We start from the raw sequence: 25,521 nt of genomic DNA on the forward strand, positions 1-25,521 counted from the left end.
TCGGCGATCGCGGTGAGCAGACCGGCGGGATGAGATAAAATAAGGACAGCCGCAAAAATCTGCGGCTGTCCTTTTCAATTCGGGAATCTGTGATATTTTTACACAACGCCGAAGGCCAGCATGGCCCGGGCTACTTTGGTGAATCCCGCGATGTTGGCGCCCGTCACATAATCGCCCTTTCGGCCGTAGGCCTCGGCGGTCTCCACGCAGGCCTTGTGAATGCTCTTCATGATGATGAGGAGGCGGTTGTCCACCTCTTCCCGGGTCCAGGAGAGCTTCAGGCTGTTCTGGCTCATCTCCAGCCCCGACGTGGCCACGCCACCGGCGTTGGCGGCCTTGCCGGGCCCGTAGAGGATGTTGTTTTCCTGGAAGATCTTCACGGCGTCCGGTGTGGAGGGCATGTTGGCGCCCTCGGCCACGCAGATGCATCCATTCTTCACCAGGGCGGCGGCGTGGGAGGCATCCAGCTCGTTCTGGGTGGCACAGGGCAGGGCGATGTCCACCTTGATCCCCTGGTCCCGGATCACGTCCCAGACATTGGACCCCTCGACACAGCAGGTGTTGTACTTGTCGGCGTATTCCTTGATCCGGCCGCGCTTGACGTTCTTGAGCTCCATGACGAAATCGCATTTGTTCTGGTCGATTCCCGCCTCATCGATGATCGTGGCGCTGGAGTCGCAGAGGCTGATGACCTTGCCGCCCAGCTGGTTGACCTTCTCGATGGCGTACTGGGCGACGTTCCCGGCGCCGCTGATGGCGACGGTCTTGCCCTTGAAGTCCAGGCCGCGAGTGGCCAGCATTTCCGCCGCGAAGTACGTCGTTCCGTATCCGGTGGCCTCGGGACGGACCAGGCTGCCGCCGTACTCCAGGGCCTTGCCGGTGAGCACGCCGGTGTGCTCGTTCCGGATCTTCTTGTAGTATCCGAAGAGGTAGCCGATCTCCCGGCCGCCGACGCCGATGTCGCCGGCGGGGACGTCCGTCTCAGCGCCAACGTGACGGAAGAGTTCCCGCATGAAGGCCTGGCAGAATCGCATGACCTCGCCGTCCGACTTGCCCTTGGGGTCGAAGTCGGAGCCGCCCTTGCCGCCGCCCATGGGCAGCGTCGTCAGGGAGTTCTTGAAGATCTGCTCGAAACCGAGGAACTTGATGATTCCCAGGTTGACCGAGGGATGGAAGCGGAGGCCGCCCTTGAACGGGCCGATGGCGTTGTTGAACTGGACCCGGAAGCCCCGGTTCACCCTGACATTTCCCTTGTCGTCCACCCAGGGGACCCGGAACATCATCGTCCGCTCGGGCTCGACGATGCGTTCGTAGATGTTCGCCTTCACAAATTCCGGATGGCGCTTTGTCGTCGGCTCCAGGGTCTCCATGACCTCCGCTACGGCCTGGTGGAACTCGGGCTGGTCGGGGTCGAGCTGCTTTACCTTGGCAAGGACATCTGAAATAACGGACATGACTAATACCCCTTTCTCTTAATGTTCTTGATTTTGTTTTCTACCCGGCGTTCCTTCCCGGGAGCGCCGCGGTTCTGCTTTTTTTCTGTTGGTCGGCCGGCCCTGGTGACGCTTCAGGATCTGGTCGAATGGTTCCATCTCCCCATACTCCATGACCGCGGACATGGCGCGGTTATCCACGTCCAGACCCGCTTCCCCGACGCAGGCCACCGGATTGAGGCCACCGATGAGAACGATTCCGACCCGGTTCATCTCCACGGGAGTCTGGCAGACGGGCTCGCTGATATCACCCTTCACGAGGATCCCGCCGATGTCCGCCCGGGCCAGCCCGGCCAGCCGCCTCTCCATCAGGGGCAGGCAGGGTGCCGGGATCTCCCGGAAATTGGCCAGGATCATTCCTTCACCCTCGTCGACGACGCTCCGGACGGAGGTCATCTTCCCCCGGATGAAGACCTCCGAGGGGTCCAGGGACGACCCGGAGTAATGAATCAGCTCCACAAACCGGAGAGGGTGGCGGTTTTTCACCTGCAGGATGCCGCCGAATTTGGAGTCCATGGGAATGCCGTTCTTCAGGAGAACGCCGTTGACCACGATGCTGCACACCGTGGCCAGCCCTACGCGCCCCTCGGGGACAAGGAGTCCGGCGAGGCGCTGTCCCGGCCCGGCCACGGCCACGCGCCGGCTGACCGTGTAACCCGCGTTGAACACCGGTTCCATGATCCGGAGTGCGTCGGGAAATGTCTCCTCCGACAGGAGCGAGATGTTCACCGGCAGGAGCCCCCGGCCGGTTTCCGGCTCGAACGTGGTCTGGAAGGCCAGAATCTCGATGCGGGAATTGGCCAGCCCCACCTTGTCACGGACCCGGGCTCTGCCGATCTCTTCGATGCCCTTGTCCGTAATGACTCGCCCATCCCGTTTGCCGATCAGCCTTGTCAGCCCCCGCTCGTCCATGAGCTTGAAGTGATAACGGACGGCCCGCTCGCTCGAGGGGAGACCGCGATCCTGCATCCGCCGCGAGATGAGACGCGAACCCACAGGCTGACCCGCCTCGTGAAGGATGCGGAGAATCATCAGGGTCTTGCGCTCGACATCGGCAGGTGTGGTGAACGGTGAAACCATCGGCAATCGGCCATCCTTTGCCGATGCACCTACACGGGATGCGACAATCTTGTCAACACAAAATTGGACCTTTTCGTTTGGCCCTGTGTCTTCTTCATCCATGGGAACCCACCGTCCGGACGGCGCGTCCGACAGGACATCGTCCGCTCCATCCGGGGCCCGGCCGGCGAACCCGGCCGGGTCTTAAGGCCGCGCATCCCGGGTGAAGGAAGGGCAACCCGAAAACGGGATCGTCCGGATTGCGAAACCCCTTTGCTTCTGCTACGCTGGCGCGGATTTTCGAGGGTAAGATTGCCGCAGCGAGGGGCAAAAGATCTTTTATGTCTCCGGCGTCAACGGATGCCGCATAACCGGAAAACCCGGACTGCAGGGCGGGTTTTCCCCTGTAAGGAGAGAAGGAAAATGCTGACGGATGTCCAGTTGGAGCGGTATGCAGATGTCCTTCTGTGGGGGCTGGAAACCGCCCGGAAGGAGAAATTCCGGAAGGGAGACATCGTCCTGATCCAGTATGACGCACCGGCATTGCCTCTGGCGGAGCTTTTGTACGCCCGCATCCTGGAGCGGGGGATGTTCCCCGTGCAGCGGATGGGCCTGACGTTTCGCATGGAGCGGATGTTCTACGAGAAATCGTCCGGACGCCAGCTGTCCTTTATCGCTCCGGGGGAGCGGGAGCTCCTGGAGCGGGTCAACGGCCGGATTTTCCTGCGGGCTCCCGAATCGCTGACGCACCTGAAGGAGATCGATCCCCTCCGGATCGGCAAGGTCCTCGTGGCCCGCAAATCCCTGAAGGATATTTTGGACCGCCGGGAGGAGGAAGGGCATTACAGCTGGACCCTCTGCACGTATCCCACAAAGGAACTGGCGATCCAGGCGAAGACGGCGCCGAAGACCTATGAGAAGGAGATCGTCCGGGCCTGCTGGCTCGATGAGGAAGAGCCCGCCCGGAAATGGGACTGGATTCACCGGGAGATCGGCCACATCAAGACGTGGCTGGGCGGCCTGCCCGTGAAATCGTTCCGCATCGAGTCGGCAAGCATGGATCTGACCGTCACGCCGGGGGAGCAGCGGAAATGGGTGGGCATCTCGGGGCATAACATCCCAAGCTATGAGATCTTTATTTCCCCGGACTGGCATGGAACCGAGGGGACGTACTACGCCAACCTGCCATCCTACCGCAGCGGAAACTACGTGGAGGGCGTGCGTCTAACTTTCCGGAAGGGCGTTGCCGTCGGCATTCAGGCCGATTCAGGAGAGGAATTCGCCCGGAAGCAGCTGGCCATGGACCGGGGAGCGAGCCGGGTGGGCGAGTTCTCCCTGACGGATCGCCGGTTTTCCCGGATCGGCCGCTTCATGGCGGATACGCTCTTCGACGAGAACCACGGAGGGGCCTTCGGAAACTGCCATGTGGCTGTCGGTTCGTCCTATTCGGACACCTATTCGGGAAATCCGGCGGAACTGACGAAGGAGAAGAAGAAGGACCTGGGGCTGAACGACTCGGCCCTCCACTGGGACCTGGTGAACACGGAGGACAAAACCGTAACGGCGAGGCTGAAGACGGGGAAGTCTCTGGTTGTTTACGAGGGGGGGGTCTTCAAGGTCTGACGATGCTTCAAGGCCCGGCCGGAATGGGGCCTGTACGGGCCCCATTCCGGTTCCGGAAGCGAGAGGTCCTTCCGTCCGCCTGGCTGCATGCGGGGATGCCGTCTCAGTCGGAGAGCGGCATGGCTCCGTCGAAGCACTTCAGGCACAGGTCCGCCCGGGGCAATCCCAGAGCGGCGACAAAGGCGGCGGTGCTGTTGTACTTGACCGAATCGGCGCCGATCTCGTCGGCCACCCACTGTTCCAGCTCCCGCAGCTTGTCGAGCGAGTCGATGTCTCCCGACCGGAAGAAATGGCGCGCCGCCAGTTCCTCGGAGGAACGCGTGGAGATGCCGAAGTCGCAGGGGTACATCAGGGGCGGGCAGGCAATCCGCACGTGGACCTCCCTGGCCCCGGCCTCCTTCAGATCCATCACTTTATAGAGGATCTGGGTTCCCCGGACGATGGAGTCGTCGCAGATGATGATCCGCTTTCCCGCCACGGCATACCGCAGGACGGAGAGCTTGCGCTTGGCCATTTTCTTCCGCGCGTCCTGGGTGGATTGGGTGTAGCTCCGGTCGGCATAGCGGTTGTAGAGGAACACCTCCTGATAGGGGAGGCCGGATTCCTGGTGATATCCGACGGCGTGTCCGATGCCGGACATGGGAACGGGGGCGACGAGGTCCGCCTCCAGTCCGCCCTCTTCGCGGTCTCGCCGGGCGAGGCTGCGGCCGAGATTGTTCCGGGCCTCCTGGACATAAAGCCCGTCCATGACGGAATCGATGCTGGCCGTATAGGCCCATTCGAAGGCGCAGTAAGCCTTCCGGGGGGAGGGAAGCTGCTTGAGGCTCTGGACGACGCCCTGGTTGTCGATCAGAACGATCTCCCCGGGCTTCACATCCCGGATGATGTCCATCTCCAGGTTCACGACGGCCCGCGATTCGGAGCAGACGACGGTTCGTCCCTCGTCCTTGCCGAGCATGAGGGGCCGAAAGCCGTAGACGTCCCGGGTGGCATAGATCCCCTCCGCCGACAGGATGACCAGGGCGTACGCGCCCCGGATTCTCTCCGCCAGGTTGCAGAGGCCCGACAGAATATCGTCGGACTCCATGATGATCTTGGCGATCACCTCGATGTTGTAGCTTCGATAGAAGGAGTGACCCTGCCGCTTCAGCTCGCCGATGAGTTCATCGGCATTGATGACATTGCCGCTGAATGCCAGGGAGATGTCGCCCACCCGGGACTGCCAGCTCATGGGCTGCCGCTCCCAGAGGCTGACGTGGCCGATCCCCCGGTTGCCCTTCAGGTATTCCAGGTCCTGCGCGGTGAAGGAAACCCCGGCCTTGCCATGGTGGGTGACCTGGTGGATCTTCCCGTCGTGCGTGGCAATGCCGCAGTATTCCTGGCCCCGGTGCTGGATGAAATCCAGGCCGTTGAAGATATCATATACGCAGGGTCCCCGGGATACGATCCCGAACACGCCGCAATTGTCGCGAATTTCGTCTTCCATGAAGCTTTCCTCTCGCCGCCGGGGATGCCGGCACTGCAGGATGCGATCCCGCCTACTGAATATCCTTGTGATAGCTCTGCAGCGACCTGGCCCGTCCATGGCCCTTCCGGAAAGCCATGATGCCCTTGACCGCCGCTGCCGCCGCCGCCGTGGTGGTAATGTAGGGAATCTTGTACTTGATGGCGGCTTTCCGGATGTATGAATCGTCGTGAGCGCTCATTTTCCCGCTGGGTGTGTTGATGATGAGCTGAATCTCCCCGTTCTTGACAGCGTCCACTATGTTGGGCCGCCCTTCGTGCATCTTCAGGATCGGTTCCGTGGCGATCCCCTGTCGGGACAGGAACTCATGAGTTCCCTTCGTGGCGAAGATCTTGAATCCAAGCTCCTGGAACGTCCTGGCCGTCTGGAGAATGCCCCCCTTGTCCTGGGCTTCCACCGTGATCAGGACGCTGCCGGCGTTGGGAAGGACCTGCTGGGCCGCCTCCTCGGCCTTGTAGAAGGCCAGGCCGAAGGAATCCGCCAGCCCCAGAACCTCTCCGGTGGAGCGCATCTCGGGTCCAAGGACGGGATCCACCTCCTGGAACATGTTGAAGGGGAACACGGCCTCTTTGACGCCGAAATGAGGAAACCGCCGGGTCGTCAGGTTCAGGTCGGACAGCTTCTTGCCCAGCATGACCTGGGTCGCCAGGCGGGCCATCGAGACACCGCAGACTTTCGACACGAGGGGGACCGTCCGGGAGGCCCGGGGATTCGCCTCGAGGACATAGACCGTGTCCCCGGCAATGGCGTACTGGATGTTCATGAGGCCCACCACGTTGAATTCCACCGCGATTTTCCGCGTGTATTCCTCAATGGTGTCCAGGTGCCGGGCGGGGATGCTGATGGGCGGGATGACGCAGGCCGAGTCGCCGGAATGAATTCCCGCCAGCTCGATGTGTTCCATCACGGCCGGGACGTATGCATCGGTTCCGTCGGAGATGGCGTCGGCCTCGGCCTCGATGGCGTTCTCCAGGAACTTGTCGATGAGGATGGGACGCTCCGGTGTGACCCCGACTGCGGCGGAGACATATCTCCGGAGCATTTCCTCGTCGTGGACGATCTCCATGCCGCGCCCGCCCAGGACGTAGGAAGGCCGGACCATCAGGGGGTAGCCGATGCGATCCGCCACGACCAGGGCCTCCTCGATCGTGCTGGCCATGCCGGACTCGGGCATGGGAATGCCCAGTTTGACCATCATCTGGCGGAACCGGTCCCGGTCCTCCGCCAGGTCGATCGTCTCCGGCGACGTCCCGAGGATCTTCACGCCCGCCTTCGCCAGCTCGCCGGCGATGTTCAGGGGCGTCTGGCCGCCGAACTGGACGATGACCCCCTCAGGCTTCTCCTTTTCGTAGATGGACAGGACGTCCTCGACCGTCAGAGGCTCGAAGTAGAGCTTGTCGGACGTGTCGTAGTCCGTAGAGACCGTCTCGGGGTTGCAGTTCACCATGATGGATTCGAATCCTTCATCCCGGAGGGTGAAGGCGGTGTGGACGCAGCAGTAATCGAACTCGATCCCCTGGCCGATCCGGTTCGGTCCTCCTCCGAGGACCATGATCTTCCTGCGATTGCTGACAGGGACCTCATCGGAGGCGTTGTAGGTCGAGTAATAGTAGGCGGCGTTTTCTACGCCGCTCACGGGAACGGCGTGCCAGGCCTCGGCCATGCCGATTCCGATCCGCTGCCGGCGGATGTCCGCCTCGGGAACACCGAGGATCTGGGCCAGGTAGCGGTCGGCGAAGCCGTCTTTCTTGGCCTGCTTCAGGATCTCATCCGGCAGGGGCCCGCCCCTGTATTTCAGGATCTTCTCCTCCAGGTCGACCAGTTCCTTCATCTGGGACAGGAACCAGGGCTTGATGTAGGTTTTTCGGAACAGGGTTTCCACGGGGGCTCCCTTCCGCAGGGCCTCGTAGAGAATGAACTGGCGTTCGCTGGAAGGCTCCGCCAGAAGCTCCATCAGCTCGTCGAGGGATTTCCGGTTGAAGTCCTTTACGAAACCCAGCCCGTAGCGGCCTTTTTCCAGGGACCGGATGGCCTTCTGGAAGGCCTCCTTGTAATTCTTCCCGATGCTCATGACCTCTCCCACGGCCCGCATCTGGGTCCCCAGCCGGTCGACGGACCCCTTGAATTTCTCGAAGTCCCAGCGGGCGAACTTGACGACCACGTAGTCCCCCCATGGGGTGTACTTGTCCAGGGTCCCCTCCCGCCAGTAGGGGATCTCGTCGAGAGTCAGGCCTCCCGCCAGAAGCGAGGATACGAAGGCGATGGGAAAGCCTGTGGCCTTGGAGGCCAGGGCGGAGGAGCGGGACGTCCGGGGGTTGATCTCGATGACCACGACCCGCCCCGTCTCGGGGTTATGAGCGAATTGGATGTTCGTGCCGCCGATGACCTGGATGGCCTCGACGATGTCGTAGCTGTGCTTCTGGAGCCTTGCCTGGAGCTCGGGAGAGATGGTGAGCATGGGGGCCGTGCAGTAGGAGTCTCCCGTATGCACGCCCATGGCATCCACGTTTTCGATGAAGCAGACGGTGATCATCCGGTTCTTGGCGTCCCTCACCACCTCCAGTTCCAGTTCCTCCCAACCCACAACGGATTCCTCGATAAGGATCTGACCCACCAGGCTGGCGGCGATGCCGCGACCGGCCACGACGCGGAGCTCCTCCAGGTTGTAAACGAGGCCGCCGCCGGTGCCGCCCATGGTATAGGCCGGGCGGATGACGACGGGATAACCGAGTTGGGCCGCGATCTTTTCCGCTTCTTCGACGGTGTAGGCCGGTTCGCTTCTGGGCATGTCGATGCCGAGCCGGTTCATCGTTTCCTTGAAGGCGATCCGGTCCTCTCCCCGCTCGATGGCGTCCACCTGGACCCCGATTACCTTGACGCCGTATTTGTCGAGGACTCCCCGGCGGGCCAGTTCGGAAGTCAGGTTCAGCCCGGTCTGTCCGCCCAGGTTGGGCAGGATCGCGTCGGGCCGCTCGTTTTCTATGATTTCGATCATGGACTCGGGATTCAGCGGCTCGATGTACGTGACATCGGCCATTCCCGGATCGGTCATGATGGTGGCTGGGTTGGAGTTTACCAGAACGATCTCGTAGCCGAGCCCCCGGAGGGCCTTGCATGCCTGGGTGCCGGAATAGTCGAACTCGCAGGCCTGGCCGATGATGATGGGGCCGGAGCCGATGATCATTATTTTCTGGATGTCGCTTCTCTTCGGCATGTTTTCCTCTTGTCTTTCCGCCGCGCCCGGTTCCGGACGGCTTGCTGTTGGGATGGTCCGTCGACGATAACGTACAGATTTCCGGGAGGATTGCTGTGGAGATCGGTCAACCGGTTGGCGATATATAGGGGAGAGCCCATTGGTTGTCAAGGCAGAAATAAGTACTTGATAATATACATATATATTTCGCGCGACCTGCGTGTGCTTCCCGGGGGGGAGCGGCTTGCCGAGTTCCCCCGGCGGCGCACCCGGTCGGCGGTGGTTCCCGGATTTCACGCCTTGTCAGGCCTGTTGTGGCTGTGTTAGATGCCTCGATCGGGAAGCGGGCAAGCGAACCTGCCGGGAGGCCATATGGTCAGGGATGACGGTCCACAGTCGGCCAGGGAAAGAGGGGAAGGGAAGAACGACGCCACACCCGTCCCCGGCGCCATCGTCGATTTCCATGTCCACCTTTTCCCGGACCGCCTGTTCGATGCCATCTGGGAGCGCTTCGTTACCGACTACGGATGGCCCGTCCTTCACAGGATCTACTGGAGGGAGGCGGTGGATCATCTCCGCCGGCGGGGCGTCGGGCCCATCGTCTTCTCCAATTACGCACACCGGCCTGGGGTAGCCCGGGGCCTCAACGACTGGAACCGAAGCGTCCTCGATGAAGATCCTGATCTTTACTGCTTCGCGCCGTTCCATCCGGGCGACGACAACGCCCTGACCATGGCTTCGGACATCCTGAGCCACCCGAGAGTCCTTGGATTCAAGCTCCAGCTTCTCGTCCAGCGTTTCCATCCCCATGACGAACGCCTTTTCCCCCTGTATGAGCTCGTGATGGAGCGGGGGAAGCACCTGCTCCTGCACGTGGGGAACGGGCCCGTAGGCAACGAGTTCGTCGGCCTGGAAGGGTTTGTGAAGGTTCTCCGGCGGTACCCGGACCTTCCCGCTACGGTGGCCCACATGGGGGCGCTGGAATACGGCGGATTCGCCTCTCTCCTGGAGGACCATCCGGGACTGCTCATGGATACGGCCTTTGCCTTCCTCCCGCGCCTGGGCTCCATGTGCGATATCGAAAAGGAGCGCCTGGAGGGTCTGCGGAAGCGAGTCCTTTACGGATCGGATTTCCCGAACCTGCTTTTCCCGCGGGAGGACGAGATCGGGCAGCTTCGGTCGCTGGGGCTTTCGGAGGCGTTTTACGAGGGAATCTTCCGGGAGAACGGGCTGGATCTGATCCGGCGTACCTGCCCGGATGAATTGCCGGAACGCGAAGGGGACCGTTAAATTAGAGGATCCCGACCAGGCGAAGGCCTGTAAGGACGGTCAATAAGGCCGCGGCCAGGGCGAGTCGTCCGCTCCAGCGGTGAACCATCCGGAGCCGGGCGGCGTGAGCGCGGATTCGGAATGCCAGAATGCCGACGATCGGGGCGGTGAAGGAGAGAACGAGCACGGCGGCGCCCAGCCAGGTGTGCGGTTCCTGGAGATGGACCCCGGTGGATGCCTCCACGAGGAAGTACGCCGCCGCCGCACCCGGGACCAGCATCACGGCCCCGGCGATGCCCAAGGCTCGGTGTCCCTTCAGCCACCAGCGCTTCCGCTTCAGGAAACGGGACACGATGCCGGCCAAGGTCATGAGCCCGAATCCCGTTCCCATGAGCAGACCGTGGATCAGCAGAGGATTCATCGGGAGTGGATGCCTCCGACGAAGGAAAGGATCAGGTTTTTCCCCGCTGCTTCGGACAAACGGGATGCCTGGAGACGGATTCCCGGTCCTGTCCGCGCACGGCTTTTTGTCGTTCTACGTTCCACACGCATGTTCCGGGAATGCGTTCGTCCGCCGCCCTTATTTTGCTGCCGGTTTTGCCGCCGGGACGGTGAATTTCACGGCTTTCGAACCCCAGAGGTTGCAGGTCACCTTCACGTCCAGGACGTCTCCGGGAAAGGCCTGGATGCGGTAACTGTAAGAAAAGGCCGGGGCGTCCGGCTGGCTCTTGTAGTTCTGGGAGAGAAGAACCTTGTTCTCCTTCTTGATTTCCACGTTTTTGATGTAATGGGACGTCGGGAAAGGAGAGGGATGGGTAATGGTCACCTGGAGCGTCTGGGTCGCTGCCTCGTAGCTGAACTTGAGATCGCTGGGTGAATGGGCCTGGGCCACTCCGCAGGGAAGAATCCAAATCCAGGCCAGGATCAGCCAGAATACCGCCGGCGGGAGCAGGCTGCCCCCGGTTTTTTTTGCGTTCCGTTTCATGGTTGGTCTCCTTCCTGTTGAAGTGTGTCGCTGCCGCCGGCGGTGGATCGACCGGCGCTCCTTGGATGGACGGGGATGAAGGAATCTAAACCTTGATTTCCATGTTCTGGTGAAGGGCGAAGCAGTCCATCTCTTGACCCTCCCGTTTGACGAAACGCCGGCAGTCCTGCACGATGGCGTCCACCTGGTCGTCGGACCGTTCCTGATTGTGGTGGAACAGGCCGAGCCGCTGCACACCGGCCTCCAGGGCCAGCCTCAGGGCGTCCGTATAGACAGAGTGGCCCCAGGCCCGCGTGCGGAGGTAATCCGTTTCCGTGTATTCGGCATCATGGATCAGGAGGTCCGCCCCCCGGGAAAAAGCGAGATAGTCTTCAAAGTCGCACCCGCCGGGATGCTTGTACAGGAGTTCGTTGTCCGTGAGGAAGACAAAGGTTTTGCCGTCCTCCTCGAACTTGAAGCCCTCTCCCTGGTTCGGGTGGCTGATTGGAATGGTCTTGATGGTGATGGAGTCGATCCGGAACTCGTCCATGCAGGCCTCATGATAGAGGATCTCCGCCCGGATGTCTCCGAAATTGACCGGAAAATGGGGAGGCTCCATGACCCGGGAGATGATTTCCTGAAGGGAGGACTGGGCATAGGAGCACCCGTACATGGCAATGGAGGTTTTCCGGAAGTAGATCGGCTTGAAGAAAGGGAATCCCATGAGATGGTCCCAGTGGGCGTGGGTGAAGATCATGGTGAAGGAACTCACGCCTTCGGCCATGAGCTGGTTGCCCAGCCGCCGGATGCCCGAACCGGCGTCGATGATGATGACGTCGTTGTTCTTCGTCCGGATCTCGATGCACGTTGTATCACCGCCGTACTTGAGATACTCGCTTCCGGACACGGGGATCGATCCCCGTGCCCCCCAGCACCGGATGATCATTGGTTCCCTCCACCCTCCCTTTCCGGGACCGGCCCGAAAAGGCTGCCGTTCCTGCAGGGCAGTACATTAAGAAGAGTAAATAATGGTTATCAGAGGGGTTGTCAAGCTTTGATCCCGCCGGGTCCCGGATTCTCTCCTTTCCCGGCGTTCGGTGTCAGGAAGAACTGGATATCTCCGCATCTGTCTTCGTCGGCAACACCATGGCGGGCGGAGTTTGAAGATCCGGGCGGGCCGCGGGCGCAATAGGTGATTCCTGATGGATTCCAATGAGATCCAAATTCGGGGGGCTGATTTTGTACTTGTCAAAAACAGCGTTCATTGCTACAAGATGAATATTTGAAAGGAAGCGAGGTGAACAACGAATGGCAGAGGGCATTTCGGACTACACGAAATTCGTAGTGGATCTGCGACGTCATATGTGGCTTGCCGGCGTGGAAACGGAGTTGCGGAGGCTGATCTGGCAGATCGCCGTGACCGGGAAATACATCTCGGCGAAAATTCATGAATCCAACCGCAAACTGGCGGGACTCAGGAACGTATACGGAGAGGAGCAGCTCGCTCTGGACCGGAGCGCCGACGAGATTCTCAAAAACCAGCTTCACCATTCCGGGTTTGTCCGTCAGTACGCCTCGGAGGAGCAGGAGGCCATCGTCGAGATCGGTGAGGGCAATGGAAAATATTTCGTGACGGCGGATCCCCTGGACGGATCCTCCCTTGTGGACACAAATCTTTCCATCGGTACGATCATCGGCATTCACCGGGAGACGTTTCTGACGGAAGGAGCACGTTCCATGGTGGCGGCCCTCTACATCACCTACGGCCCCCTGATCACCATGGTCTATTCCGCCGGCAAGGGCACCCATGAGTTTGTCCTGAATCGGGAAGGGGAATACGTCCTTTCCCAGGAGAACATCCGGCTCAACGAGCAGGGGTCGATCTACAGCCTGGGCGGACTGCGCAAGGACTGGACGGACGGGCACCTGCGGTTCGTGGAGTTCCTGGAGGAGAGAGGGTACAAGCTTCGCTACAGCGGAGGCTTCGTTCCCGACATCAATCAGGTGCTCATCAAGAAGGGCGGCGTCTTCACGTATCCCGCCCTGAGAAAGAACCCCCACGGGAAGTTGAGGCTTCTGTTCGAACTGCAGCCCATGGCGTTCATCGCTACCCAGGCCGGCGGCATGGCGACCGACGGCCATCGGGACATCCTCTCGATTCCGGTGGAGGAACTGGACCAGTGTTCTCCCATTTATATCGGGAGCTCCTTCGAGATTCGAAAGGCGGCGGAATTCCTGGAACAGGGGTCCTGAAGCAGGCCAATCCCCACGAAAATCCGGAAGCGGCGGATCATCCCCCATATCGTGCAGCCGCTTCTCAGAAAGGAGATGTTTCATGCCCGTGATTTTTGAACAGATGGACTCGTTGCGCGCCGCCTTGAAGGGGATCCTCTCCATCGAGGATGACGTCCGGGTTCTCGATGAGCAGAACCTGAGGAACCGCCTCGTGGACGACCTGGTTTATTCCGCCGTCTTCAGCGGCGACGAGGGTGTCCGGGAGGCCTGCCGCTGGCTGATCCGTCGCGCCGGCTGGGCCCTCGGGATCCATTCCTCCTCCATCCAGCCGCTGTACGAGGCCATGGGAAGGAGAGAGGTCTCCGGTTTCACCGTGCCGGCCATCAACATCCGCACCCTCACCTTCCACACCGCCCAGGCCATCCTCCGGGCCGCCGCCAAGGGAAAGACGGGGTTCGTCATCTTCGAGATCGCCCGTTCCGAAATCGACTACACGAAACAGCGCCCCGCCGAGTACACGGCGGCCGTCGTTGCAGCGGCCATCAGGACGGGATGGAAAGGCCCCCTCTTTCTCCAGGGCGACCATTTTCAGGTGAACGCGGGCCGATATGCCAAGGATCCCGATAAGGAAGTTCGGGCCGTGAAAGATCTGATCTGGGAGGCCATCGAAGGAGGTTTCTACAACATCGATATCGACACCTCCACGCTGGTGGACCTGTCCAAGACGACCGTCCGGGAGCAGCAGTACCTCAATTACAGCCTTGCTGCGGAGCTCACGACCATGATCCGCGACCTGGAGCCGGCGGGGATCACCATCTCCGTGGGAGGCGAGATCGGCGAGGTCGGCGGTAAGAACAGCACGGTGGAGGAACTGAACGCCTACATGGAGGGTTTCCTGGAGATTCTGAAAAAACAGGGGGAGGACCTCAAGGGGATCAGCAAGATGAGCGTCCAGACGGGAACGACCCACGGCGGCGTGCCCCTTCCCGATGGAACGGTGGCCCAGGTGAAGCTGGATTTCGAGACCCTGGCGCGGCTGTCCGAAGAAGCTCGGGCCCGCTGGGGCCTTTCCGGGGCCGTGCAGCACGGCGCCTCGACCCTTCCCAACGAGGCCTTTGACCGCTTCCCTGCCACGGGAACGGCGGAGATCCACCTTGCCACGGGATTCCAGAACATCGTCTACGACAGTGCGGCCTTCCCGGTTCCGCTCAAGGAGAAGATCTACGGATACCTGAAAGCGGAAATGGCGGGGGAGCGGAAAGCCAGCGATACGGAGGAGCAGTTCCTCTACAAGACCCGCAAGAAAGGATTCGGTCCTTTCAAGCGGGAGCTGTGGGGGCTGCCGGATGAGACCCTGTCGGCGCTTGGCCGGGAGTTGGAGAACCAGTTCGCCTTTTTCTTCGGCAAGCTGAATATGCACGACACGGAGCACTTCGTGGCCCGCTACATCCGGCCCGTGGATGCCGCCATGAAGAAACCGGCCGGACTCTGAGGCTAGCCGGCCGACTGTGAACAACAGCATGAAAGGGGGAGCGGATTTCGAATCCGCTCCTCCTCCTCCTCCTTTCTTTCCCTTTCCTGCCAAGCCGGGCCCCCTTTCCCTTTGCATTCATCGCATCGGCGCGGGGGCTGCCACGGGGGCTTCCGCCGTCGCGGACGTTTTTTCCCGCGATCCGTCGTCGACGGTCCGTCAGGCTGGAGGGATGGGAAAAAAGTCCTAATTGCTCCTCTGGAAACCCCCGGTCGCGCCCCCGCGAACGTCGGTCGGGGAGGGTGGGCTTCCCGGAGCGCGAATAGCGGCTTTTTCGGGGTACCCTGCCGTCGCAGCGAAGCGCCCGCAAAGTCATCTGTCTGAGCACCGTCCGGTGCGAGTTATGACTTTGCAGCGGAGCGAGACGTTGCAGGGTCGAAAAAACGCTTCTGAGCGCGAGGGAAGCCCTTCTCCCACATGCCAGCCTCCCATCCGCGCCAGATTTCTGTAAAAAAAAGGAAAAAATAAAGGGGGAGCGGATTCGAAATCCGCTCCCCCCTCTGCTTTGTATGCCGGGGTGCCGCACATCCCCCGGGTTCAGCCCAGGACGATGTCCTCCAGGCGGCGCTTGGGGACGTGGTGAACGCGGTTTCCGTCGCGCCAGTACTTCACGTCCCCGTCCGGTCCGATGGGATCCATGACGACGGTCTCCACGGGCTTGCCCAGGGCGATGACGAGAAGGATCTCGTAGCGTTCCGGGATGGCCAGGGCCTTCCGCAGGCCGGCCCGGCTCACCGAAGCGATCATGCAGCCCCCCAGTCCCTTTTCCACGGCTCCCAGGAGGATGGTCTGGGCGGCGATGCCGTGGTCGTAGGCCACTTCCGGGGCCGTTTCCTTGTCTCCCAGCATGATGACGTAGCCCGTGGGGCGTTCCCCCGCCTCCGGTCCCGGCCAGTCCGGCAGGTAGCCCGCCCAGGCGAGATGGCTGAAGACGACGGCGTTGCGCGGCGCGTCCGAGGACAGGATGTAGCGGAGGGGCTGCTTGTTGGCCGCCGAGGCCGTCTGGCGGGCCAGGTCCACCAGTTCCAGGAGCGTATCCCTGCTGATGGCATGGGATTCGTCGAATCTCCGGTAACTCCTGTTTCTCGATACAAGATCCTTGAACATGGTCTAGCCTCCTCCTTCCAGAATTGAAAAATACCGGTCCCGGCAGGCGTTTTCGATCTCCAGGAGACGCCCGACGGGGCCGTTGAAATCCGTCTCTCCGGCGGTGAACAGGCCGTGGCCGTAAACAAGGGCGGCCCCGGAAGCCGACACGGCGGGGGGAACCGTCCGCTCCAGCCCCCATTCCCCTCCGCCGGCGTCGCCGGTCACGACAGGAACCCCTCCGATGGACCAGGGATGGGGACAGCGGCGGTGGCAGTCTCCCCGCTCCCGGCAATCGCGCCGGGGACAGTCCAGGGAGAGGATGACGGCGAACTTCGGATGGCCGTGGAGCACCGCCCGGTAGCGCGTTTCACTCACGATGCGCCGGTGGGAGGGCAGTTCCGTGGAGGCGCCGGCGTCTTCCCCCGAGGGGGTGCCGGCGGCCACCGACGCGATCTTTCCAGCCAGCTCGTCCAGGGGGGCTCCCCGGCGGCTGATGTAGAGCCGGTCGCCGAGGCGGTACGATATGTTGCCGAAGTTCGCGTCCACGAGTCCCATGCGCACCGTCGCCGCCCCCGCTTCCGCCAGGGCTTCCATGATATCCGCCTCCGTCGTGAAAGGTCCCCGGCGGAGCGGCTCCGACAAGGACGGCGGTGGTGCCAGGAGTTTCGATATTTCCCCGAGACGGCGGTGGTCGTCCCCGTCCAGGGACCCGTCCCGCATCCGGGTGAGCAGGGTGGAGAAGTACGTCACGAAGCCGGCGAAACAGGCGGCGCTGAATCCAAGAAAGGCCCCTTCCGGTGAAGACCTGGCTGTTGCCAGGACCGCCCCGCCCCGCAAAAGGATACAGCGGCGGCTCTGCAGGGCCGTTCCCAGGGATTGCACGTCGGGGTCCCGGGCGACGGGAAGGTCCGTCAGGAAGATCCGCGTCTCGAAATCTCCCGGTTTCACCACCCCCGCCTCCGTTTCGGCCAGACGGGCCAGGATCGAGCGATACGGCTCCGACGGCTCGCAGTAGAGGGCCGCCCGGCGGCCCAGTGCGTCGAGGACTTTCTCCAGCCTCGGAATCAGGGCATGGGGACCGCTCCATTGCCACTCGTCCCCCCGGAGTCCCAGGAGGGAAGCCCCCGGTTCCGCAAGGCCTGATTTTACGAACTTGCTCAAATCGTTCGAGAACATTCGGTATTCCTCGGCATGCCGGCCGGGGGCGATGCATCCCTTGGCGGAGAGGTGCCTTCAGCGATGGGGTTCGATGACGACTTTCAGGGACGGGCCGCCTTCGGCGACGAGCCGGAACCCCTCCTGGATGTCCCGGAGCGGGAGCCGGTGGGTGATCATCTCCTCGACGGGTACGCGTCCCAGGCGGATGAGGTCGATGGCGATCCGGGCGTCCAGGGGGCTGTTTCCGTAGGAGGGCAGAATCCGGATCTCGTTCCGCCAGAAGTCGTTGAGGGGCACGGGAAGCAGATAATCCGGCTCCGTGGTGGCGAAGCAGAGAACGACACCTCCCCGGTCCACGCACCGGAGCGCCTGCTCGAAGGCGGAGGGCGCGCCGGCGCAGACAATGACCGTGTCGGCCAGGCAGCCGTCGTTGAGCCGGCGGACCCAGTCCGGGAGGTCTTCCCGGGCGTCCATGACGGCCTCGGCGCCGAATCGGAGCGCCGCCTCGCACCGGTAATCGTGAACGTCCGTCGCCAGGATCCGGCCCGCCCCAAGGGCCCGGGCCAGCATGATGTGGAGGATTCCCGAGATGCCGCTGCCCAGGACCAGGACCGACTGGCCGGGCTGAAGGCCGGCGAGGCGCTGGCCCCGGATGACGCACGCCAGCGGCTCGATCATGACGCCGGCGGCGAAGCTCATCTCTTCCGGCAGGAGAAAAACGCCCCGGTCCACGTTCAGGCGGGGCACCCGGAGATACTCGGCGAAGCCGCCCGGGTCGTAGTTCGTGGTGTGGAGGGTCTCGCAGGCCGTGTGAAAGCCCCGGAGGCACAAGCGGCAGGTGTTGCAGGGGATGTGGTGGGAAACGAAGACGCGGTCGCCCCGTTTCCAGCCCGTTACGCCGGGGCCGGTTTCCTCGATGGTCCCGGCGATTTCGTGACCCAGGACGAGGGGCGCCTTGCGGAGGCGGTACCACTCCATGACATCGCTTCCACAGATGCCGCTCGCCATGACCTTGACGAGGATCTCGCCGGGTCCGACGGCCGGCACCGGCCGTTCTTCGATCCGGACGTCCCGGTTTCTGTAGTAGACGGCGACGCGCATGGCCGGGTCCCGGGAAGGTTTACGGGAGACGGGCTTCCCGCCCGTTCAGGAGGATCACTTCTTCCGCGCTTTCGTTCCGGCCGCTTTCCGGCCGCCGGAGACCAGTTCCCGGTAGAGCCCATGGGCCTCCCGGGGCGTGACGTTATCGTGGATAATGGCCCGGAGCGACCGCATCATGGCCACCGGATGGGGATGCTGCCAGACGTTCCGCCCCAGGTTGAGGCCGATGGCGCCCTTCCGGATGCCGTCATGGACGAATTCCAGCACCTCCAGCTCGGTCTCGCACTTCGGGCCGCCGGCCATGACCACCGGGACGGGGCATCCTCCCGTCACCCGGTCGAAGTCCTCGCACCAGTAGGTTTTGACCACCCGGGCGCCCAATTCGGCGGCGATGCGGGAGGCCAGGGCCAGGTAACGGGCGTCCCGTTTCTCCAGCTCCTTGCCCACGGCGGTGACGGCCATGACGGGTATCCCGTAGTCCTCGCAGAGATTGACCATTTCCGAAAGGTTCAGGAGGGACTCCCGCTCGTATTCGCTCCCCACGAAGATGGAAACGCCCACGGCGGCCACGTTCAGGCGGAGGATCTCCTCCATCGAAGTGGTGATGGACTCGTTGGCCAGGTCGGCGCCGATGACACTGGTACCCCCGGAGACCCGGAGAATGATGGGGGTCGTGATGGACGGATCCACGGCGGCCCGAAGGACTCCACGGGTGACGAACAGGGCGTCGCAGTACGGCAGGAGCGGCGCGATGGTTTCACCGGGCTTCTCCAGGCAGGACGTGGGTCCCTGGAAATAGCCGTGATCGATGGGCAGAAAGAAGCATCGTCCATCCGGCTGGATCAGTCGGGAGAGGCGGTTTTTCATGCCCCAGTCCATAGGTGTTCCTCCCTTTCGTTTCTTTGCCGGAAGAGGCCGGCGGTATCGTGAAAAGCGGCGGAGGATTTTCATCCCGCCTGCCCCGGCTACAGTTCCTTCATGTCCTTCTTGATTTTCAGCCGGCCGTCCTTCTCCATGGCCGTCTTGATTCCCTCGATCCAGGTTCGGATGATGGTTTGACGTTTCATCTGCAGGAGGGCGTTCCGGAGAGCCTCCTTCCGGGAGGCGAACTCGGTCATATCAAGGGGGCTCCTGCCCTTGAGCGCCACCAGGATGAGCCGGTCGTTCACCTGGAAGGCCTGCTCCAGGTAGGGCTTCTTGGCGGAAAGCGCCCAGAGGGCATCCGTCAGTTCCCTGGATTCTCCGATTTTCGGGATCGCCCGGGCAGGGGCGAAGAAGCCCGTCTCCTCGATCTTCAAACCCTTCTCCCGGGCTGCCTGTTCGAGGGTCGCTCCGGCCTTGAGCCGGCCTGCCAGAGTCTCCGCTTCCTTGGCAGCCTGCCGGCGGGCCTCCTCCTGGAGAAATCCGGCCCGGACTTCCTTTTCAACTTCCTTGAGCGGAGGGACGTAAGCGGGTTTGCGCTCCGCCACCTGGACGAGGAAATATCCCCGGTCGTTCGAGAGGACGGGACTAACCTCGTTGGGCTTCAGGGAGAAGACATTTTTTTCGAAATCCTTGACCCCGCGAAACTCCGCCGGCGGATCGGAGACGGAAAAGAAACCCGTCGTCTGGACGGTCAGGCCGTTCTGGGCGGCGTAACCGTCGAACTTTTCATCCTGGTAGATCGCGTCGTGGGCCTTTTTGGCCCGGTCCGAGGCGGCATACATCCCCTCGACGCGCTTCAGCTCCCCGACGATCCGGTCCCTTACCTGCGCCAGGGGCTGCTCCCGACCGTCCTTGCGAAACTCGGATTTATGCCGGTCGTAATAGTCGCGGACGTCCTCGTCGGAAGGCTTCACTGCGTCCGCATAGTCCTTCCCGGGGAAGGCCAGCACCTTCAGCCTGATCCGCTCGGCTACGCGGAAGCGGTCTCCGTGCTCCTTCAGATAACCCTCCAGGTCCTTCTCCGAGGGTGAAATGCGGCCCACGAAGTCACGGGGCGAGATCTCGACGAAGGCCAGGTTCATCTTTTCGTTCTGGAGGCGATAGAGATCCGAGACCTCGCGGTCCGAGACCTTGACCGATCCCTGGACGAGGTCTTCCATCTTGGCGATGGTCATGGCCCGCTTCTGAATGCCCTCGAACTCCTCCGCCGTGATCTTGTTGTACCGGAGGGCCTGCTTGTAGAGACGGTCGTCGAAGACGCCGTTCCGCTGGAAGGCGGGAACGGACACGATGAAGTTCCGCATCTCGTCTTCGGACACCTGGATGTTCATCTCCGCCGCCTGCTTCAGGAGAATCGTCTGGTAGACGAGGTTGTCCAGGGCCATTTCCTTCAGCCGGCCTCCCTTGAGCAGCTCCTCGGTCACCTTGTCGCCGAGCCGCTGGCGGTATGCATCCACCAGATTGTTGTATTCCCGCTGGTAGTCGGCATAGGTGAGGTTCTTGCCGTCCACCGTGGCGACGGTTTCCGTCTGCTGGAGGCCGCCGAGGGAGCCGAAGTAGAAAATGAAGACGATGATGATGATTCCCAGGAGGACCTTCATGATCCAGTTCCTGGCATGTTTTCTCATCAGTTCCAGCATGGTTGTCCTGCTCCGGTCAGGCGGATTTTCCCGTCATGGACTGAGGGTCGGGAAGGGCCGTTTTGGTAGTACAAACGCGGTGGAATTGCAAATTCTTTTTCATTACTTCCGGTTCAGGAAGAACCAGAGAAGGCTCAGGACCAGGCTGACCAGGAGGCTGGTTGCCAGGGGAAAGTAAATGTGTACGTTCCGGCCCCGCCAGGTGAAGTCTCCGGGCAGGCGCCCAACCCAGGAGAGGAATCCCTTTCCCCCCAGCACAAAGAGGAGACCGATTCCCGCGAGGATCAGGCCGAAGACGATGAGCATTTTCCCGATGCCTGAAAAAACCGCCATTCCCCGCTCCCGTTGCGATGGTTCCCGGGCTGTGCATAGCCGGCCGGCCGATTCCGGCCCTTCAGCCGCCGTCCGCCGTCCAGCGGAACGGTTCGTCCCGCCGGAAATCCGGGACGATCTCCCGCTCGTCAACGGCCTGAACATAGATTTCTTCAAAACCCAGGTCAAGGGCGTAATCCACCACGGCTTTGTATTCCTTCTCCGTCATCCGTCGGTTCAGGTCCGGATTCTCCCGGACAGGCGCCACGGGGGTGTACTGGGCCATCAGGCTGAGAGGGACGGCCGGGCCGAGACGATTCCGGATGAGATCGAGGACCGTCCTGCTGTTGCCGGGATTCCCGGGGAGGACCAGGTGCCGGACGATCAGTCCCCTCCGCGCCAGGGAGCCGTCCGTCTCCAGGGTGTCTCCGACCTGGCGGATCATCTCTCCGATAGCCCGGACGGCCGTTTCCGGGTAATCGGGAACACCGGTGTAATTCAGGCCCAGGGCGGGATCGCCGAACTTGAAGTCGGGCAGGTACACGTCCACCATCCCTTCGAGGAGCCGGAGGACCTCCGGGGCCTCGTATCCCCCGCAGTTATAAACCAGCGGAACCGACAGCCCGTCCCGGCGGGCGATCATCCAGGCCTCCAGGAGGCCCGCCGCGTGCGGCGTCGGCGTCACCGGCTCGATGTTGTGGCACCCCGCCTCCTGAAGGCGGATCATGGTTCGGGCCAGCTCCGCGGCCGTCTCCTCCCGTCCCTCCGTTCCGTGGCTGATCTGATGGTTCTGGCAGAACGCGCAGCGCAGGTTGCAGGAGGACAGGAAGATCGTCCCGGCGCCCCTCCGTCCCGAAATGGGCGGTTCCTCGCCGTGGTGGGGCAGAGATCGGGCGACGACGGGACGGTCCGCCAGTCCGCAGAACCCCCGTCCTCCACCTGTGCGGTCGACGGCGCAGTGCCGGGGGCAGAGGGTGCATCGTTTCAGGATTTCCTTCAGCTGCCGGAGTCGTTTTTCCATGGAAGGCGGACGGGATCGGGTTTGTCGGGAGTATCCGGGAAGAACGGCCGCCGTCAGGTGATCGGCTCGACCACGTGGCGGATCCGTCCGCTCTCGACGAGCTCCAGGAATTCCTCCCCGAAGTGAGCGGACTGCTTCACGGCCTGCCACCAGTTGCGGATGCGGGTCTCGGGATCGTCGATCAGGGCGGTGATGTCGTCCCGGTCGGGCACCTTGCCGTTCGGAAGCCCCTGGACGAACGTCTCGGATGGATAAACCATCAGAACGTTGTCGAGGATTTCCTCGGAAGGTTTTCGTTTCAGGCGCTTCTTGTCCATCCAGCCCGGGATGATGCGCTCCTGGTGATTGAAGAACAGGGTCACTTCGTCGTCCCGCTCGGTATAGCGGTGGGTCAGGTGGTAGTCGAAGAAGCCTCCGTCCCGGTAGACCCCCGTGGGCGCCCCGTAGATGTCCCGAACGCCGGCGACAACGACGGGGATGGCGCCGGAGGCGAGGATGGCAGCCCGGAAGTTTGTGGCGCTCAACCGGATGTAGGATCCCTTGAAATCGCTTCGCAGGCAGAAGGAGGGAGGCTTGGGTCCGTTATAAAAGATGACCCGTTCGCCGAAGGCGTGCAGGGTTGCCGGACTGGCCATGTTCATAAGGTAGCTGAACATGAAGCCGGTCTGCTGGACCCAGGGCCGCTCCGATGCGGTCAGCGGACGGCACCGCATCGTGGCGATGGCGATGCGGTATTTCTTGCTGGCCAGGGCGAAGGGGACGGCGTCCCGCTCCAGGTAGGTGTTGACGATGCCGCCCAGGGTTTTGAGGATCTGCTGCGGCGAGTCCTTCCGGCTGTAGGGTGCCGTGATGTAGGACTCCATGAGGGTGCTGTAGCTTTTCTCCGGCTCGGGCTGAAGCCAGGCCGCGAAGCGCCAGGCCCCGGCGGATGATCCCGCCAGAAGGACCGGCTTGCTGTTTCCCAGGAGTCCCGAGGAGAAAAGCGTCCGGTCAAATCCCGATACGATGAGCCAGCGCGGACCCGAGGCGGGGCCGTAGTAGGACCGGACGGCATCCAGGGAAAACCCGCCGTCCCGGATCAGGGCAATGGCGGAACGGCCGGCACGGATCTGGAGAGAACTCATGGGGATGCCTGCAGGGTGGGCATGTACGGTTCCGGTGCCTTATCGGCCGGCCGGCTCATGCCGGTTTGCCCGCTCCGGGTTCCGGACCTGTTCATAGATATTTCCTGATATAATGATATCGTTCTTGACACGGTCCGGTACGTTTTGTAAGTTGATCCTGCCGTTTGGCCCCTTCGGGCCCATCCGGCAGATATGGAGATGGTTGGGCTGGCAGTCGGTTCATACAAAATCTCCTGAGGTCTTGTCAACATTTCCCTGACCGGCATTGAGGCGGAAAGGGAACCCTTCCTGGAAATTCTCTTCGGGAGCGCGGGGTTGGATATAAGGCAAAGTATTCTCGAAACGGCGATGAAGGCGCGGGAGGCAGCTTCTGCCCTCGGACGGGTCCCGGCGGATCGCAAGGACCGCGCGCTTCTGGCCATGGCAGAGGCCTTGCGGGAGCACGAGGCGCTCCTGCTGGAGGCCAATGCCGGAGATGTTGCAAAGGCCCGGGAGCGGGGTTTGTCCAAGGCCATGATCGACCGTCTGACCCTGACCCCGGCGACCATCCGGGGGATGGCCCAAGGGCTGGAGGAAGTGGCGGCGCTGCCGGATCCGGTGGGCCGCATCACCGGCATGTGGCGGCGTCCCAACGGCCTGCTGGTCGGGCGGATGCGGATTCCCTTGGGCGTCATCGGCATCATCTACGAGGCGCGCCCCAACGTGACCGTCGATGCGGCGGCCCTGTGCCTGAAATCGGGCAACGCGGTGATCCTGCGGGGAGGGTCGGAGGCCATCGGCTCCAACCTGGCCATCGCCCGTGTCCTTCAGGAAGTGCTGGAAACGTCGGGTCTGCCGCCGGCGGCGGTTCAGGTCGTCGGCGTCACGGACCGCCAGGCGGTCTATGAGATGCTTCAGCTCGAGGAGTATATCGATCTGATCATCCCCCGGGGAGGAGAGGACCTGATCCGGGCGGTCGTTCGGGACTCGAAGATCCCCGTCATCAAGCACTACAAGGGTGTCTGCCACATCTTCGTCGACGCCGGCGCGGATATCGACGCGGCGGTCCGGATCTGCATGAACGCCAAGACCCAGAGGCCGGGAGTCTGCAATGCCATGGAAACCCTCCTGGTCCATGAGGCAATCGCCGAGGTGTTTCTTCCCGAGGCGGCGCGGGCCTTGCAGGATGCCGGCGTGTCTCTCCGCGGGTGTCCCCGCACCCGGAAGATCCTTCCCATGGTCGGAGAGGCAAGCGAAGATGACTGGCACACCGAGTACCTGGACCTGATCCTGGCCGTGCGTGTCGTGGACGGGATCGACGAGGCGATGGCCCACATCGAGCGATACGGCTCCCTGCACACGGAGGCGATCCTGACGAAGGATTACGCCAACGCCCAGCGCTTTCTCCGGGAGGTTTCCTCCTCGACGGTACTGGTGAATGCCTCGACCCGCTTCAGCGACGGGTTCGAGCTGGGTCTCGGGGCCGAGATCGGCATCAGCACGACGAAACTGCACGCCTTCGGGCCCATGGGGCTTGAGGAGCTGACGACGACGAAATTCATCATCTATGGAGACGGACAGGTGAGGACATGAAGTGGGGACTGTTGGGAGGTACCTTCGATCCGATTCACATGGGCCATCTGCGCTGCGCAGAAGAGATCCTGGAGATGTTCGATCTGAACAGGATCATTTTTGTTCCTGCTTCCCGTCCTCCGCACAAGCTGGAGGCGGAGATCACGTCCTTCTTTCACCGGGAGCAGATGGTCAAGCTCGCCATCGAGGACAATCCTTCCTTTTCCTTCTCCGACATCGAAAACAAGCGGGAAGGGAAATCCTATTCAGTAGAAACCATTGAATATTTCCTGAACCGCTACCTCAAGGACCTGGAACTTTACTTCATTCTCGGCCAGGACGCGTTTCACGCCATTCAGACGTGGCGGGAGTGGGACAAGCTCCTCCTCCTGTGCCACATGGTCGTCATGACGCGGCCCGGCTATGAAAACCGTGGCCTGGCCGGGATCCTTCCGGATGATTTCGCATCCCGGTTTGCCTATGAAGAGGCTCTGGACGGCTACCGGGGGCCGACGGGGCACTTGATCTACTTCCGGGAGGTAACCTTCCTCGATATCGCATCCAGCAATATCCGTCAGCGGGCAAAATCTTCGAAATCCGTCGCCTACCTCGTCCCCGACGGCGTGCGCCGCTACATCGTCAAGAACGAGCTGTACAAATCCAGGACACGATAACCGGGGAAGCACGAACCGGATACCCTTTTCTTTCG

At 62.2% G+C, this 25,521-nt stretch carries 21 protein-coding genes; 6 read left to right on the forward strand and 15 right to left on the reverse strand.

The features are described 5' to 3' along the window. Positions 1–98: 98 nt before the first annotated feature. Together gdhA and HPY65_01660 are read right to left on the reverse strand one after the other, a co-directional pair. On the reverse strand, positions 99–1,454 hold the full coding sequence (gene gdhA, locus HPY65_01655) for an NADP-specific glutamate dehydrogenase (protein NPU83164.1): 1,356 nt from the start codon (positions 1,452–1,454) through the stop codon (positions 99–101). 18 nt (positions 1,455–1,472) lie between these two features. Continuing rightward, a complete protein-coding gene (locus HPY65_01660) occupies positions 1,473–2,573 on the reverse strand; it encodes a DUF128 domain-containing protein (protein ID NPU83165.1) in 1,101 nt (366 codons plus the stop codon). Between the two features lie 402 nt (positions 2,574–2,975). Between HPY65_01660 and HPY65_01665 the strand changes: the two genes are divergently transcribed. Then, the gene (locus tag HPY65_01665) at positions 2,976–4,175 is read left to right on the forward strand and encodes an aminopeptidase (GenBank protein ID NPU83166.1); all 1,200 of its coding nucleotides are present in this window, start codon (positions 2,976–2,978) and stop codon (positions 4,173–4,175) included. A gap of 103 nt (positions 4,176–4,278) precedes the next feature. On the opposite strand, the gene HPY65_01670 is transcribed toward HPY65_01665, so the two are convergent. Together HPY65_01670 and carB are read right to left on the reverse strand one after the other, a co-directional pair. Next, positions 4,279–5,661 carry an amidophosphoribosyltransferase gene (locus tag HPY65_01670; GenBank protein ID NPU83167.1) on the reverse strand — a complete coding sequence of 461 codons (1,383 nt, stop codon included), beginning with the start codon at positions 5,659–5,661 and terminating at the stop codon, positions 4,279–4,281. A 52-nt stretch (positions 5,662–5,713) separates the two neighbouring features. After that, positions 5,714–8,914, reverse strand: coding sequence for a carbamoyl-phosphate synthase large subunit (carB, locus tag HPY65_01675; GenBank protein NPU83168.1), 3,201 nt, complete (start codon positions 8,912–8,914; stop codon positions 5,714–5,716). Positions 8,915–9,265: 351 nt separating this feature from the next. On the opposite strand from carB, the gene HPY65_01680 reads away from it, so the two are divergent. Further along, positions 9,266–10,183 (forward strand): amidohydrolase family protein, encoded by a 918-nt coding sequence (locus HPY65_01680; GenBank protein NPU83169.1) that lies wholly within the window; start codon positions 9,266–9,268, stop codon positions 10,181–10,183. Position 10,184: 1 nt separating this feature from the next. Here the strand turns inward: HPY65_01680 and HPY65_01685 are convergent, their stop codons facing one another. The 3 genes from HPY65_01685 to HPY65_01695 all read right to left on the reverse strand — a co-directional run bounded on the left by HPY65_01685 (position 10,185) and on the right by HPY65_01695 (position 12,072). Beyond that, positions 10,185–10,583, reverse strand: coding sequence for a hypothetical protein (locus tag HPY65_01685; protein ID NPU83170.1), 399 nt, complete (start codon positions 10,581–10,583; stop codon positions 10,185–10,187). A gap of 159 nt (positions 10,584–10,742) precedes the next feature. Further along, on the reverse strand, positions 10,743–11,147 hold the full coding sequence (locus HPY65_01690) for a hypothetical protein (GenBank protein NPU83171.1): 405 nt from the start codon (positions 11,145–11,147) through the stop codon (positions 10,743–10,745). Between the two features lie 85 nt (positions 11,148–11,232). Then, the gene (locus HPY65_01695) at positions 11,233–12,072 is read right to left on the reverse strand and encodes an MBL fold metallo-hydrolase (protein ID NPU83172.1); all 840 of its coding nucleotides are present in this window, start codon (positions 12,070–12,072) and stop codon (positions 11,233–11,235) included. Between the two features lie 362 nt (positions 12,073–12,434). Here HPY65_01695 and HPY65_01700 point away from each other — a divergent pair, with 362 nt between their 5' ends. Together HPY65_01700 and HPY65_01705 are read left to right on the forward strand one after the other, a co-directional pair. Continuing rightward, positions 12,435–13,379 carry a fructose-1,6-bisphosphatase gene (locus HPY65_01700; GenBank protein ID NPU83173.1) on the forward strand — a complete coding sequence of 315 codons (945 nt, stop codon included), beginning with the start codon at positions 12,435–12,437 and terminating at the stop codon, positions 13,377–13,379. A gap of 82 nt (positions 13,380–13,461) precedes the next feature. Then, a complete protein-coding gene (locus tag HPY65_01705; protein NPU83174.1) occupies positions 13,462–14,853 on the forward strand; it encodes an aldolase in 1,392 nt (463 codons plus the stop codon). Between the two features lie 576 nt (positions 14,854–15,429). On the opposite strand, the gene HPY65_01710 is transcribed toward HPY65_01705, so the two are convergent. The 8 genes from HPY65_01710 to HPY65_01745 all read right to left on the reverse strand — a co-directional run bounded on the left by HPY65_01710 (position 15,430) and on the right by HPY65_01745 (position 23,261). Beyond that, positions 15,430–15,999, reverse strand: coding sequence for a nitroreductase family protein (locus HPY65_01710; GenBank protein ID NPU83175.1), 570 nt, complete (start codon positions 15,997–15,999; stop codon positions 15,430–15,432). 3 nt (positions 16,000–16,002) lie between these two features. Then, positions 16,003–17,157 carry an rRNA adenine dimethylase gene (locus tag HPY65_01715; GenBank protein ID NPU83176.1) on the reverse strand — a complete coding sequence of 385 codons (1,155 nt, stop codon included), beginning with the start codon at positions 17,155–17,157 and terminating at the stop codon, positions 16,003–16,005. A 57-nt stretch (positions 17,158–17,214) separates the two neighbouring features. Then, complete coding sequence (locus tag HPY65_01720) at positions 17,215–18,240, reverse strand: alcohol dehydrogenase catalytic domain-containing protein (GenBank protein ID NPU83177.1); 1,026 nt, start codon at positions 18,238–18,240, stop codon at positions 17,215–17,217. 54 nt (positions 18,241–18,294) lie between these two features. Next, the gene (gene lsrF / locus HPY65_01725; protein ID NPU83178.1) at positions 18,295–19,119 is read right to left on the reverse strand and encodes a 3-hydroxy-5-phosphonooxypentane-2,4-dione thiolase; all 825 of its coding nucleotides are present in this window, start codon (positions 19,117–19,119) and stop codon (positions 18,295–18,297) included. Between the two features lie 86 nt (positions 19,120–19,205). Continuing rightward, positions 19,206–20,804 (reverse strand): hypothetical protein, encoded by a 1,599-nt coding sequence (locus HPY65_01730; GenBank protein NPU83179.1) that lies wholly within the window; start codon positions 20,802–20,804, stop codon positions 19,206–19,208. 102 nt (positions 20,805–20,906) lie between these two features. Then, positions 20,907–21,137, reverse strand: coding sequence for a DUF2905 domain-containing protein (locus HPY65_01735; protein ID NPU83180.1), 231 nt, complete (start codon positions 21,135–21,137; stop codon positions 20,907–20,909). A gap of 61 nt (positions 21,138–21,198) precedes the next feature. Beyond that, positions 21,199–22,137, reverse strand: a complete 939-nt coding sequence (locus HPY65_01740; protein ID NPU83181.1) for a radical SAM protein — start codon at positions 22,135–22,137, stop codon at positions 21,199–21,201. A gap of 53 nt (positions 22,138–22,190) precedes the next feature. Beyond that, the gene (locus HPY65_01745; GenBank protein ID NPU83182.1) at positions 22,191–23,261 is read right to left on the reverse strand and encodes a hypothetical protein; all 1,071 of its coding nucleotides are present in this window, start codon (positions 23,259–23,261) and stop codon (positions 22,191–22,193) included. 315 nt (positions 23,262–23,576) lie between these two features. Here HPY65_01745 and HPY65_01750 point away from each other — a divergent pair, with 315 nt between their 5' ends. Together HPY65_01750 and HPY65_01755 are read left to right on the forward strand one after the other, a co-directional pair. Then, on the forward strand, positions 23,577–24,833 hold the full coding sequence (locus tag HPY65_01750; GenBank protein ID NPU83183.1) for a glutamate-5-semialdehyde dehydrogenase: 1,257 nt from the start codon (positions 23,577–23,579) through the stop codon (positions 24,831–24,833). Further along, positions 24,830–25,486 (forward strand): nicotinate-nucleotide adenylyltransferase, encoded by a 657-nt coding sequence (locus tag HPY65_01755; GenBank protein NPU83184.1) that lies wholly within the window; start codon positions 24,830–24,832, stop codon positions 25,484–25,486. Before HPY65_01750 ends, HPY65_01755 begins: the two co-directional genes overlap by 4 nt. Positions 25,487–25,521 lie beyond the last annotated feature (35 nt).

This window comes from Syntrophaceae bacterium, from assembly GCA_013177825.1.
Lineage (GTDB): Bacteria > Desulfobacterota > Syntrophia > Syntrophales > PHBD01 > PHBD01.

Excerpts from the sequence above, each read along its gene's own strand:
- gdhA (NPU83164.1), bottom strand. The coding sequence starts at position 1,454 with ATGTCCGTTATTTCAGATGTCCTTGCCAAGGTAAAGCAGCTCGACCCC.
- HPY65_01660 (NPU83165.1), bottom strand. The coding sequence starts at position 2,573 with ATGGTTTCACCGTTCACCACACCTGCCGATGTCGAGCGCAAGACCCTG.
- HPY65_01665 (NPU83166.1), top strand. The coding sequence starts at position 2,976 with ATGCTGACGGATGTCCAGTTGGAGCGGTATGCAGATGTCCTTCTGTGG.
- HPY65_01670 (NPU83167.1), bottom strand. The coding sequence starts at position 5,661 with ATGGAAGACGAAATTCGCGACAATTGCGGCGTGTTCGGGATCGTATCC.
- carB (NPU83168.1), bottom strand. The coding sequence starts at position 8,914 with ATGCCGAAGAGAAGCGACATCCAGAAAATAATGATCATCGGCTCCGGC.
- HPY65_01680 (NPU83169.1), top strand. The coding sequence starts at position 9,266 with ATGGTCAGGGATGACGGTCCACAGTCGGCCAGGGAAAGAGGGGAAGGG.
- HPY65_01685 (NPU83170.1), bottom strand. The coding sequence starts at position 10,583 with ATGAATCCTCTGCTGATCCACGGTCTGCTCATGGGAACGGGATTCGGG.
- HPY65_01690 (NPU83171.1), bottom strand. The coding sequence starts at position 11,147 with ATGAAACGGAACGCAAAAAAAACCGGGGGCAGCCTGCTCCCGCCGGCG.
- HPY65_01695 (NPU83172.1), bottom strand. The coding sequence starts at position 12,072 with ATGATCATCCGGTGCTGGGGGGCACGGGGATCGATCCCCGTGTCCGGA.
- HPY65_01700 (NPU83173.1), top strand. The coding sequence starts at position 12,435 with ATGGCAGAGGGCATTTCGGACTACACGAAATTCGTAGTGGATCTGCGA.
- HPY65_01705 (NPU83174.1), top strand. The coding sequence starts at position 13,462 with ATGCCCGTGATTTTTGAACAGATGGACTCGTTGCGCGCCGCCTTGAAG.
- HPY65_01710 (NPU83175.1), bottom strand. The coding sequence starts at position 15,999 with ATGTTCAAGGATCTTGTATCGAGAAACAGGAGTTACCGGAGATTCGAC.
- HPY65_01715 (NPU83176.1), bottom strand. The coding sequence starts at position 17,157 with ATGTTCTCGAACGATTTGAGCAAGTTCGTAAAATCAGGCCTTGCGGAA.
- HPY65_01720 (NPU83177.1), bottom strand. The coding sequence starts at position 18,240 with ATGCGCGTCGCCGTCTACTACAGAAACCGGGACGTCCGGATCGAAGAA.
- lsrF (NPU83178.1), bottom strand. The coding sequence starts at position 19,119 with ATGGACTGGGGCATGAAAAACCGCCTCTCCCGACTGATCCAGCCGGAT.
- HPY65_01730 (NPU83179.1), bottom strand. The coding sequence starts at position 20,804 with ATGCTGGAACTGATGAGAAAACATGCCAGGAACTGGATCATGAAGGTC.
- HPY65_01735 (NPU83180.1), bottom strand. The coding sequence starts at position 21,137 with ATGGCGGTTTTTTCAGGCATCGGGAAAATGCTCATCGTCTTCGGCCTG.
- HPY65_01740 (NPU83181.1), bottom strand. The coding sequence starts at position 22,137 with ATGGAAAAACGACTCCGGCAGCTGAAGGAAATCCTGAAACGATGCACC.
- HPY65_01745 (NPU83182.1), bottom strand. The coding sequence starts at position 23,261 with ATGAGTTCTCTCCAGATCCGTGCCGGCCGTTCCGCCATTGCCCTGATC.
- HPY65_01755 (NPU83184.1), top strand. The coding sequence starts at position 24,830 with ATGAAGTGGGGACTGTTGGGAGGTACCTTCGATCCGATTCACATGGGC.